Below are 10,146 nucleotides of genomic sequence, written 5' to 3'. Positions count from 1 at the left end.
CGAGGCGGTGTACGAGCGCCGGCTGGCTGCCACCCTGACAGGGCTGCCACGCCCGCAGCACGTCGGGATCATGCTCGACGGCAACCGGCGCTGGGCCCGGCAGGCGGGGCACGCGGACGTCCGGGAGGGATACCGGGCCGGCGGTGCCAAAGTCACGGAATTCCTGGGATGGTGCACCGCCGCCGGGATCGAGCACGTGACCCTGTTCATGCTCTCCGACGACAACCTCAGCCGTCCCGCCGAGCAACTCGGCCCGCTGATCGAGATCATCGAGGAGACGGTCCGCGACATCACGGCCGAGGGCCGTCGCTGGGCCGTGCAGGTGATCGGCTCGCTGGACATGCTGCCCGGGACGAGCGCCCGGGTGCTCAAGGAGGCCGCCGGCGCGACCGTCGGCCGCGGCGGACTCGCGGTGGACGTCGCGGTCGGCTACGGCGGTCGCCGGGAGATCGTCGACGCGGTCAAGAGCGCCTTCGAGGAGCACATGGCGGCCGGCGGCGACCCCGCCGAACTGGTCGAGCGGTTCGAGATCGACGACATCTCCCGCCACCTGTACTCGCCGGCCGCCGCCCACACCGACTTCATCATCCGCACCTCCGGCGAACAGCGGCTGTCCGGCTTCCTGCTCTGGCAGTCCGCCTACGCCGAGATGCACTGGGTGGACTGCTACTGGCCGGCCTTCCGGCACGTGGACTTCCTGCGCGCACTGCGCTCGTACGCCAATCGCGAACGACGATTCGGCAAATGACCGCCGGCGGCCCGGAAGCCGCCGCCCCGGTCCTGGCTGGATGGCGCCGCATCAGTTCCCGTCGGCGCCCACGAGGTGCCGGCTGATGGCGGCGGCCTGTTCCGGGTGCTCGTCCAGCCAGTTGCCGAGGCGCTGCCGGACGCCTTCCTCGACGCAGGTGCGCACCACGGCGCCGCCCAGTGTGCTGCGGGTGGCGCCTTCGAACTCGGGACGGCGCAGCTTTACCGACACGACCGCGGTCAGGCCCCGGCCGACCCGGTCGGCGCCGAGATCGCCGCCCGCCGCCCGCAGCAGCCGCTGTTCGCGTGCCCAGGCGTTGACCGCGCCGGCCGCTCCGTCGAGGAAGCCGAGCACGTGGGTGCCGCCGTCCGGAGTGTGCCGGCTGTTGGCGAAGCCGCGAAGCTGCCCCCGGCCGGACATGCGCCACCGCAGTGCCACCTCGGCCGTTCCCGCCATTCGCTCGTCCTCCCACTCGAAGGCGACGACATCCGGGTGAAGCGGCTCCCCGGCCCGCCCGTCGAGGAAGGCGACGAAGTCCCCTGCCCCGCCCGGGAACCGGAACCGCGCCGCCCGGGGCCCGCCCGGAAAGCGCGCGTCGGTCAGGGCGATGTCGAGGCCCCTGTTCAGGAAGGCCGCATCTCTGAAGCGGTCGGCCAGCGCGGTGAACGAGCACTCGACGTTCCCGAAGATGTCGGGGTCGGGCTGGAAGGTGATGGTGGTGCCGCTGTCGGTGGCCGGCCCCATGGCGATGGGCGGGGCGACGGCGACGCCGCGGATGTACTCCTGGACCCAGCGCGTCCCCTGCCGCCGTACCTCGGCCGTCAAACGGCTCGACAGGGCGTTGGCCACACAGGGCCCGACGCCGGCCAGGCCCATCACCGCGGCGTCGGGTCCGCCGGACTCCGCTGCGGTCATGACCCGGGTCAGCAGTGCTTCGAGACCGGGACCGTCGCCGTCCCCGGTTTCCCCGGCGGCCTCGACACGGACACCCGGCCCGTCGTCGGCGACCCGCACGCCGCCGTCGGGTGTGAGGGTGACAGCGACCGAACCGGCACGGCCGGTCAGGACCTCGTCCACCGCCCGGCCCACGATCTCGAACACCAGCTGGTGCAGCCCGCGTTCGCCGGTCGAGCCGACGTACATCCCGGGCCGCTTCCGGATGGCGTCCGATCCGCACAGCACCGTGATGTGGGCCGCGTCGTACCTGTTGCTGTCCGCACGCACGACATCCCCCTCCGACCGGGTCCGGCAGTGCTGCCCAGCCTAGGCGAATCCCAGGAAACCTGCAGGTCAGAGCCAGTCGGGCGAGGGTATGAGCGGCTCGCTGAGCGGCTGCCCGGACGCCGTCGGCCCGGGTCCGCCGAACAGCCGCCGAAATGCGGCCGGCCCCCGGCCGAACCCGCGCACAACCCCTTCCCCGGCAACCCCGGGGCATCTGTTTCCCACCCGTCCCCGCCCACTGTTCCCAGGCATCGGGGGAGTGCTTGGTGACTGCCGCTCCTACCGGGGAGTTGGTGACCGGTGACTCGGATCCGCGGCCGGGAGAAGCGTCTCAGGCGCCTCGGCCGAGGGTCATGGTCCGCGATCCCGGGGCGAAGGCGGTGAAGGACTGCTCCCATGTCTCGGCGGGCCAGTAGTAGGTGACCCGGCCTTCGGACGGCCGGTAGTCGGCCGTGTAGACCGTGCCGAGCCCTTCGTCATAGGCCAACTGATAGAGCGGCGGCTTCAGCATCGCCGCCACGTCCGCGCCCGCGGCGCGCACGGCCGCCAGCCGCTCCTGGGTCCGGGTGAACCGCTCCTGCTCATCTGGCACCGGCAGGTGCTGGTGGTTGGCGGCGCAGGCGTCCGGTGCCTCGGTCAGGGGGATATCCGGTCCGACGAGCACGGTCGCTGCCCGGTCGGGATCGACGAGTGTGACGTTCTGCGCGATGCCGATCGGTATCGATCGCAGTTTGCCGATGGCCTGCTCGACAGTCGTGCAGGTCTCCAGCAGGTAGCGCAGCACGAGCGGAATGGCGAAGCCGGGCCCCTGGACGAACCGTCCGCCGAAGGTGAGGGAGACCGCGAGCCCGGCATCGTTCATCCCGTCCAGCAGGCCCCAGCCTCCTTCCTGCATCCCGATCACGGGGCGGAGGAACCGCGACGAGGCGATGGTGCCCTCGCACTCGCCGGGGCTGAAGTCGTAATTGCGCAACAGGGTGCCGTTGCCGCCGATCTGTGTGCAGCCGGAGAAGAACGGCCGCAAGGCCGCGTGGGTGAGGAAGGTCTCGCCTCCGGGGCGGTCCAGCTGGCCGGCCAGTCGGTCGAGCACCGGGGCCAGCTCCGGCAGATGCGCCTCGAACAGCGTCCGCGCGCGGTCCGCGCCCTCCGGGGTGCGGCTCTCCTCGGTCATCCAGCCCCGCACCACCGGCCAGAGAGCCTGCGTATGCGCGGCCCAGCGCCCGTCGCCGCCGTCACCGACGTCGACGGCCCGGAAGGTCATCTGCTGCTGGCTCACGTCGGCCGCCTCCTCGCGCATGTCCGATGAGACGGCGGCAACGGTACTGATTTCGCCGGGAATTCACCAGATCATGCTTCCGTCAGTGCGCCGGTTCGCCCAGCGGCGCGGACTCAGTACGCCTGCAGGGGCAGGGGGCGGCCGGACGAGGTGATCGGCCGCGGGTTCGGCAGGAGTTGGCCGGTGGAGGCGCCGGGGGTGTCGATCGACCACCAGACGCGGGCGCGGGGCAGGTGGTGTCCGGCGGGCAGGGGGACGGCGGGGACGGTCAGGTGCGTCGCGACTTCGACGCGGGCCGTTTGCGGTGGCACCGGCCCGTAGGCGATGCCGGTCGTTCCTTCGGGAGAGCCCGGTACGGTGCCGGCGAACCAGAAGCTGTTGTCCGGGTTCTTCTTCGTGGGGGCGCTGAACGTGCAGGCGCCGCTTCCCTTGGACCCCAGCGTGTCGTCGGGTCCTCCGGGTCCGTCGACCGCCAGGCACAGGCCCTGACCGCTTTCCCATGCGTCCAGTTGCCACCGCACCCCGTGCGTGGTCTGCCGCATCAGCGTGACGTGGTCGTGGCCGTCGTCGTTGCTGTCGTCCGGACGGGACGAGCAGGCCGACAGGGCCAGCAGGATCCCGGCAGTAGTAAGTGCAGCAACGGTCGTTGTGAAAGCAGTGCGTCTCATGCGTCCCCCCGTGCCCGTCGGTCCGCCTCCTTCGCCGGCGGACCGAAGAGAACCACGTCCGGGTCGCTCCGGCGGTTCCGGTCGTCCCACGACCGTTTTTCCGGCCGGCGGAGTCCCGGCGCGACGCCGACAGGCGAGGACGCGGGGCTCGGCCACGCTGGGCACGGTCCACTACTCGGTGATACCGTGTAGCAGTACTTGGTACTACGCAGTACCGGACCGGGACGACCGAAGAGGACCCGCGATGGACGATCTGACGGAGATGCTGAAGGGCACGCTCGAGGGCTGCGTGCTGCACATCATCGGCAGCGAGGAGACGTACGGATACGCCATCACGCGGCGGCTGAACGAACTCGGCTTCGACGACGTCGTGGAGGGGACGATCTACACCATCTTGCTGCGACTGGAGAGGAACGGGCTCGTCCAGGTGACGAAACGCCCGTCCGGACTGGGTCCACCGCGCAAGTTCTTCGTCCTCAACGACACGGGGCGCGAAGAACTCGCGACGTTCTGGGCGAAATGGGAGTACCTCTCATCGCGCATCGACAAGCTCAAGGAGGGCGGGCGATGAACTTCTGGGAAGCCATCACGGGCAGCGACCTCACCCGGGAATGGAAGTCGTTGGAAGCCCGGGCCGGGGCATTGCCGGCCGACTACCGGGCGGCGTGGGAACAGATCAAGGTCCGGGTCTTGCCCTGCTCCGGCTTCACCGGTCGCAACCTGGTGCCGATCCTTGACGGCGTTCTGGGGCTGTTCGAAGAATCGACGGCGGATGGGCGAAGCATCCGCGAGGTGCTCGGCGGCGACATCGACGCCTTCTGCGCGGAGCTGACCGCCGGGGAAGGGACGCGGAGCTACCGCGACCGGTGGCGGGAGCAGTTGAACAGGAACATCGCCAAGAAGCTTGCCCGGCAGGGGGATTGACGTGGGCGTCCGGGACATCATCCGTGGCAAGAAGCAGTGGCGGGCACACATGGCCCGGGTCCAGGCGCTGCCGCCGGACTACCGGATCGTCTACAAGGAGATTCAGCGATACCTCTTCAAGGTCGGACCGGTCGACGCGCTCGACGGGCACCTGCTCGCAGGGATCGTCGATTTCTTCGAGGAGGGCGCGGCCGCCGGCAGCGGAGTCCTGGACCTGATCGGCAACGACGTCGCCGCCTTCTGCGACGGCCTGGTCCGGGAATCGCGCACCGGCGCGGACATCCGTCCGGAGTCCGCCCACATGGAGCCCGGCGCGGGCGGGAAGTAACACTCGCCGATCTGCTCCGCTGCCACGACGCATCACGGTGGAGTGCGGTGTGTGTCGTGCGGAGGGGCGATGCCGGCCGGTCGCACCGCCACCCCACCGACCTGGCCGGTGTGCGGTTGTCGCGGTCCAGGTCCGGCCGCATCCGACCGGGCGCCGCGGGCCGCACCTTGCCCGCCGTCGTGCGGCCTGCTCACAGGTGGGTGTCCAGGAACTCCCCGAGCGCGGTCCTGGACATCGAACCGCTCTCGGCCGCCGTCGCCTCGCCCCGATGGATCAGCACGAAGGAGGGCGCACCCGTGACGCCGTACTGGCGCACGGGGCCGGGGCACCTTGCGATGTCGGCACGTACGACGATCAGTCGGCCCCGGTAGGTGTCGGCCACCTCACGCACCAGGGGATCCATCTCCTGGCAGGCTGCCGCTGCCTTGGGCCACACCCCGTGGAAGTACGCGAGCACCGGGACGTCCGCCCTGGCCAGGATGAACTCGAACTCGGCGTTTTCCTGCGGTTGATGGACCCTGCTCGCCACCGGCAATCCCTGACCTTCTCCTCGATGCGAGGCAGTGCCTGCCTGCTTGTAGCTCCCGACCGCGCCGGGCCGTTCCGCCCGTCAGTGGGCCTTGCGCACTCGGGCGGCCTCACGGGCCTCCGCCATTTTGCGCGCCTCCGCGGCCTTGCGGGACTCCTTCGGCGGGCGGCCCGCGCGGGAACCGAGGCCCCGGAACGCCGCGTTGCCGCCCTTCGCCCCGTTCTGCACCGGCGGGCGCTTCGCGCCGGTGATGCCGGTCAGCTTCTCCTCACCGGAGTGAACCTGGGTCACCGCGGGCCGGATCCCGGCGTCCGACATCATCCGGTTCACATCCCGGCGCTGGCCGGGCGTGACCAGCGTCACCACCCTGCCGGACTCCCCGGCCCGCGCGGTGCGCCCGCCGCGGTGGAGGTAGTCCTTGGGATCGGCGGGCGGATCCACGTTGACAACGAGATCCAGGTGCTCGACATGGATGCCACGGGCGGCGACATTGGTGGCCACCAGCACCGTGATCTCGCCGTCCTTGAACTGGGCCAGCGTGTGCGTGCGCTGCGGCTGCGACTTCCCGCTGTGCAGAGCTCCCGCCCGTATGCCGCTGCCCCGCAGGTGGCGGGTGAACTGGTCCACACCGTGCTTGGTGTCCAGAAACATCAGCACCCGCCCGTCCCGGGCCGCGATCTCGGTGGCCGTCGCGTACTTGTCGGCGGGATGGACGTGCAGGACGTGGTGCTCCATCGTCGTGACCGAGCCCTCCACCCGGTCGACCGAGGCGAACACCGGCTCACTCAGATACTGCCCGACCAGTTGATCGACATTGCGGTCGAGCGTCGCGGAGAACAGCATCCGCTGCCCGCCGGGGGGCATCCGGTCCAGGATCTCCGAGACCTGCGGCAGGAACCCCATGTCGCACATCTGGTCCGCCTCGTCCAGCACCATGATCCGCACCCGGTCAAGCAGGCAGTCCCGCCGGGCGACGAGGTCGGCCAGCCGTCCCGGCGTCGCCACCACGACCTCCGCACCCGTCCGGAGCGCCGCCGTCTGGCGGCCGATCGCCAGCCCGCCGACCACAGTCGCCGAGCGGAGCCCCAGCGCCTCCGCGTAGGGGGCGAGCGCCTGGCTCACCTGCTGCGCGAGCTCCCTCGTCGGCACCAGGACCAGCGCGAGAGGGCGCTTCGGCTCGGCGCGCCGGCCCGCGGTGCGTGCGAGCAGCGCGAGCCCGAAGGCGAGGGTCTTGCCCGAGCCGGTCCGCGCGCGGCCGAGGATGTCCCGGCCGGCCAGCGCGCTCGGCAGGGTGGCCGCCTGGATCGGGAAAGGCTCGCGTACCCCGAGCGCCGCCAGCACCCCCGTCAATTCGACCGGCAGCTCCAGCTCGGCGAAGGACCCGGCCGGTGGGAGGCCGGGCACGACCGTCCCCGGCACCGAGAGCTCGCCCCGCAGGGCCGTTGCCCGGTCGGACCTGCCGGGCCCGGAGCGGCCGGAGGCGGGCGGCTTCGCCGTCATGGGAGTCCTTCCTGGGTCGGGCGCCCGAAAGGAGCTGGGCCCGTGCCTCGTCCGGCACGGGCCCAGGCTGTCTGCGAGCGTGATCCGACATTACCAGCGGACCGGCCCGGGCCGGCGCCGCGCTGCGGCCGTCGGCCCGCCGCCGGAACGCCTCCCCGCTCACTGCCCGACGTCCGATCCGCCGGGCAGTGCTCACCCGCCGCTCGAAGACGCTTGTCCCCGATGCCGCCCCTGACCGGGCACGCTCACCAGGGCACGGGGGTTCCGTCCCACGAGAAGAAGCCGGCGGTGGGGCCGTCGTCGGGGAGCAGGGCCAGGCGGAGGGCTCCTTGGGCGGCCTCGGCCGGATCGCCGCCGGACGCCGCGGCGAGGTCGTTGAGGTCGGTGGCCCGCAGGCCAGGAGCGAGCGCGTTGACCTTGAAGCCTTCTCCGGCCAGGGTCTGGGCGTAGAAGACGGTCAGCGCGTTGAGCGCGGCCTTGGACGACCGGTACGCTGCGGCGCCGCCGCTTCCGGGGGTGAATTGCGGGTTGGGGCCGGTGCTCCAGGTCAGCGAGGCGGTGCCGCTGGAGATGTTGACGATGCGCGGGTGCGCGCTCCGGCGCAGGGCCGGCAGGAGGGCATTGGTCACCGCCGCCACGCCGAACACGTTCGTCTCGTAGGTGCGCAACCACTCCTCGGCGCCGGTGTCGGCGGGCGAGGCGAGTGAGGGTGAGATCCCGGCGTTGTTGACCAGCACGTCCAGGCGGTCCAGCTGGGCCGCGGCCTGTGCGATACCGGCGGGATCGGTCACGTCGAGGAGCAGCAGGCGGGCCCCGCCGCCGATCTCCTCGACGGCCCGCTGCCCGCGCCCGGGGTCACGGGAGCCCACGTGCACAGTGAAGCCCTCGGCGACGAGCAGCCGGGCAATATCCTTTCCGATGCCTTTGTTGGCACCGGTGACCAGAGCAATACGTTCGTTCATGGAAACCACACTTCCCTGGTCGTGGGTGTCCCTACCAGGGACAACCTGTACCAGGCAGCAGCGGAAGGAGCGGGCATGGCGCGGCAGGAGATGGCCCGCTACCTGCGGGAGCGCCGGGCAGCCCTGCGTCCGCAGGACATCGGCCTGACCACGACCGGCAGCGCCCGCCGCACAGCGGGTCTGCGCCGCGAGGAGGTCGCCGAGCTTGCCCACATGTCGGTCGACTACTACGCACGGCTGGAGCAGGGCCGGGGGCCGCGCCCGTCGGCCCGGATCCTGGACGCGCTGGCCGGGGCGCTGCGGCTCGCGCCGGCCGAGCGCAGCCACCTGTTCCGCCTGGCGGGTTCGAGCGCGCCGCCCGGCGTCAGTGCCGTGCGGCAGGTGCGCCCGCACGTGGCCCGGATGCTGGAGCGGCTGCCGGAGACCGGTGCCATCGTCACCGACGCGACCTACGACGTCGTCGCCTGGAACCCCCTGGCCCGGGCCCTGCTCGGCGCCGGCCCCGCAGCGGGCGGGGTGACGAATCTGGCCCGGCGGCGCTTCCTGGGCCGGGACCGGATGTACGAGAGCTCCAGCGCGGAGGAGTTCGGGCACATCGTGGTGGCGCGGCTGCGCCGGGCCGCGGACCGCTACCCGCATGACCGGCGACTGGCCGCCCTGCTCGCCGAACTGCACGCCGGCAGTGAGGAGTTCAGCCAGATCTGGCAGGCGCGTCCGGTCCATGACCCCGGGCACCGCACCAAGGTCATCGACCATCCGGAAGCCGGCACTCTGCGGCTGAACTGCGACGTCCTTCTCGTGCCCGAGGACGACCAGGAGGTCGTCCTGATCACGGCGGACCCCGGATCACCCGCGGCGCGGACCCTGCGCAGGCTGGCCGGTCAGGCGGCCTGAAGCGAAGGGCCTGCACAGCTCTGCGCGGCGGCGCCGAACGGAGGCCGGTGCCTCCCCGCCGAAGCGGATCAAGCCCGCTGTTCCGGCCGGTCGCTCTGGCGCTCGGCCGCCGGCTCCGCATCCGCCGGCCGACGCGGCGGACCGGCTGCTGCCACGCAAGATCGCCGAGAGCCCGGACTTCGCCGTCCCGGCGGCGGCCGGCCGGGACCGGCCGCACCGGACCGGTCCGCAACCTCGCGAAAGCCGGCCGCACGTGCGGACACAACGCTGACACGCCAGCCGCGACACCGCTGATCTCGACACCTGATCGCTCTTCGTAACCGCCGAGTTATGCGCATTGCGGGGGGCGGGAGTTGGGCATACGATTTGAGCAACTGCTCAAACATCGGGACACGGCGGGCCGGCCACACCGAACACCCGGTCGCGCCGTGCCCCCTACGCAACGGCGTTCGCGGCCCGACCGGCAGACCGTGCACCGATCCACCGATCCACCGAGCGAAGGCCGATACCGCATGGAAGCATCACGCTCCGCCCACGGCGACCAGCCGCTCCCGAGACAGATGCCCGGCCGTCGCTGGCCGGGGGACTGCATTGCGGGCTGGGCGCTTGTCACAGGCGTCGGCGTTCTGGTGCTGGCGGTGTTGCTACCGATCGAGACGATCCCCACGGACCGGGCCGGGGTGCAGCCGCGCGCCAGCATCTTCCAGCTGCACGGCGCGGTGGTCCTGCTTCCATCCGCCGTTCCCTTGCTGGTGGCCGCACTGGTTACGGCCGTGCTGTACGCGGGCCGCGAAGGCCGGCGCAACTGGACCCTGCCGGTGGCCTGGGTGCTGTCGATCGCCCTGCTGTGTGCCGCGGTGGCGGGTTTCCTCACCTTCCTCATCGGCGTCTTCGTGATACCGACGGGCGTTCTGCTGACCGTCGCCACATCTCTGGCGCAGGACGCTCGCCGACGATAGCGGCAGACCGCCGAGCAGGTGTCGTCATCACCCGGCTTGTGCGGAAGCGTCAGAAGTCCGGCGAGCCGACGGGGAGTTCGGGTCTGCGCCGCCCGTCGGTACGGACGCCACCTCGGCCGGAGTGGGAGCCCTCGCAG

The 10,146-nt window shown here is 71.6% G+C and carries 12 protein-coding genes; 6 read left to right on the top strand and 6 right to left on the bottom strand.

Annotation, left to right across the window (positions count from 1 at the left end; translation table 11 throughout):
- The coding region (locus GA0115240_RS08215) for an isoprenyl transferase (RefSeq protein ID WP_093735994.1) at window positions 1-748 on the top strand (748 nt) is incomplete at its 5' end.
- Between the two features lie 51 nt (window positions 749-799).
- Here the strand turns inward: GA0115240_RS08215 and GA0115240_RS08210 are convergent.
- From GA0115240_RS08210 to GA0115240_RS08200, 3 genes are all read right to left on the bottom strand, one after another.
- Window positions 800-1,972: an ATP-binding protein gene (locus GA0115240_RS08210; protein WP_256069605.1), complete on the bottom strand. Its 1,173-nt coding sequence runs from the start codon at window positions 1,970-1,972 to the stop codon at window positions 800-802.
- A gap of 328 nt (window positions 1,973-2,300) precedes the next feature.
- Window positions 2,301-3,245, bottom strand: coding sequence for a C45 family autoproteolytic acyltransferase/hydolase (locus GA0115240_RS08205; protein ID WP_093735992.1), 945 nt, complete (start codon window positions 3,243-3,245; stop codon window positions 2,301-2,303).
- 113 nt (window positions 3,246-3,358) lie between these two features.
- Entirely contained in the window at window positions 3,359-3,913 is a 555-nt protein-coding gene (locus GA0115240_RS08200; protein ID WP_141708771.1) for a hypothetical protein, read from the bottom strand.
- Between the two features lie 244 nt (window positions 3,914-4,157).
- Here GA0115240_RS08200 and GA0115240_RS08195 point away from each other — a divergent pair, with 244 nt between their 5' ends.
- From GA0115240_RS08195 to GA0115240_RS08185, 3 genes are read left to right on the top strand one after another with little or no spacing between them, the layout of a single operon-like run.
- Window positions 4,158-4,484, top strand: a complete 327-nt coding sequence (locus GA0115240_RS08195) for a PadR family transcriptional regulator (RefSeq protein ID WP_093735986.1) — start codon at window positions 4,158-4,160, stop codon at window positions 4,482-4,484.
- Window positions 4,481-4,837 carry a DUF1048 domain-containing protein gene (locus GA0115240_RS08190; RefSeq protein ID WP_093735985.1) on the top strand — a complete coding sequence of 119 codons (357 nt, stop codon included), beginning with the start codon at window positions 4,481-4,483 and terminating at the stop codon, window positions 4,835-4,837. The genes GA0115240_RS08195 and GA0115240_RS08190 overlap by 4 nt, the downstream gene beginning before the upstream one ends.
- Window position 4,838: 1 nt before the next feature.
- Window positions 4,839-5,165, top strand: coding sequence for a DUF1048 domain-containing protein (locus tag GA0115240_RS08185; protein ID WP_093735984.1), 327 nt, complete (start codon window positions 4,839-4,841; stop codon window positions 5,163-5,165).
- Window positions 5,166-5,355: 190 nt separating this feature from the next.
- On the opposite strand, the gene GA0115240_RS08180 is transcribed toward GA0115240_RS08185, so the two are convergent.
- The 3 genes from GA0115240_RS08180 to GA0115240_RS08170 form a co-directional block, all read right to left on the bottom strand.
- Window positions 5,356-5,694: a thioredoxin family protein gene (locus GA0115240_RS08180; protein WP_093735983.1), complete on the bottom strand. Its 339-nt coding sequence runs from the start codon at window positions 5,692-5,694 to the stop codon at window positions 5,356-5,358.
- A gap of 81 nt (window positions 5,695-5,775) precedes the next feature.
- On the bottom strand, window positions 5,776-7,194 hold the full coding sequence (locus GA0115240_RS08175; protein WP_093735982.1) for a DEAD/DEAH box helicase: 1,419 nt from the start codon (window positions 7,192-7,194) through the stop codon (window positions 5,776-5,778).
- Between the two features lie 245 nt (window positions 7,195-7,439).
- Window positions 7,440-8,156 (bottom strand): SDR family oxidoreductase, encoded by a 717-nt coding sequence (locus GA0115240_RS08170; protein WP_093735981.1) that lies wholly within the window; start codon window positions 8,154-8,156, stop codon window positions 7,440-7,442.
- A 75-nt stretch (window positions 8,157-8,231) separates the two neighbouring features.
- Here GA0115240_RS08170 and GA0115240_RS08165 point away from each other — a divergent pair, with 75 nt between their 5' ends.
- Window positions 8,232-9,050, top strand: a complete 819-nt coding sequence (locus GA0115240_RS08165; RefSeq protein ID WP_093735980.1) for a helix-turn-helix transcriptional regulator — start codon at window positions 8,232-8,234, stop codon at window positions 9,048-9,050.
- Between the two features lie 512 nt (window positions 9,051-9,562).
- Complete coding sequence (locus GA0115240_RS08160; RefSeq protein WP_141708770.1) at window positions 9,563-10,009, top strand: hypothetical protein; 447 nt, start codon at window positions 9,563-9,565, stop codon at window positions 10,007-10,009.
- Window positions 10,010-10,146: the final 137 nt, after the last annotated feature.

The sequence above is a fragment of the Streptomyces sp. DvalAA-14 genome, assembly GCF_900091855.1.
Classification (GTDB): domain Bacteria; phylum Actinomycetota; class Actinomycetes; order Streptomycetales; family Streptomycetaceae; genus Actinacidiphila.
This window is presented reverse-complemented; position numbering and strand designations above follow the sequence as displayed.

Coding starts and splice junctions, on each gene's coding strand:
- GA0115240_RS08165 (WP_093735980.1), top strand. CDS start 8,232: ATGGCGCGGCAGGAGATGGCCCGCTACCTGCGGGAGCGCCGGGCAGCC.
- GA0115240_RS08190 (WP_093735985.1), top strand. CDS start 4,481: ATGAACTTCTGGGAAGCCATCACGGGCAGCGACCTCACCCGGGAATGG.
- GA0115240_RS08200 (WP_141708771.1), bottom strand. CDS start 3,913: ATGAGACGCACTGCTTTCACAACGACCGTTGCTGCACTTACTACTGCC.
- GA0115240_RS08195 (WP_093735986.1), top strand. CDS start 4,158: ATGGACGATCTGACGGAGATGCTGAAGGGCACGCTCGAGGGCTGCGTG.
- GA0115240_RS08175 (WP_093735982.1), bottom strand. CDS start 7,194: ATGACGGCGAAGCCGCCCGCCTCCGGCCGCTCCGGGCCCGGCAGGTCC.
- GA0115240_RS08160 (WP_141708770.1), top strand. CDS start 9,563: ATGGAAGCATCACGCTCCGCCCACGGCGACCAGCCGCTCCCGAGACAG.
- GA0115240_RS08170 (WP_093735981.1), bottom strand. CDS start 8,156: ATGAACGAACGTATTGCTCTGGTCACCGGTGCCAACAAAGGCATCGGA.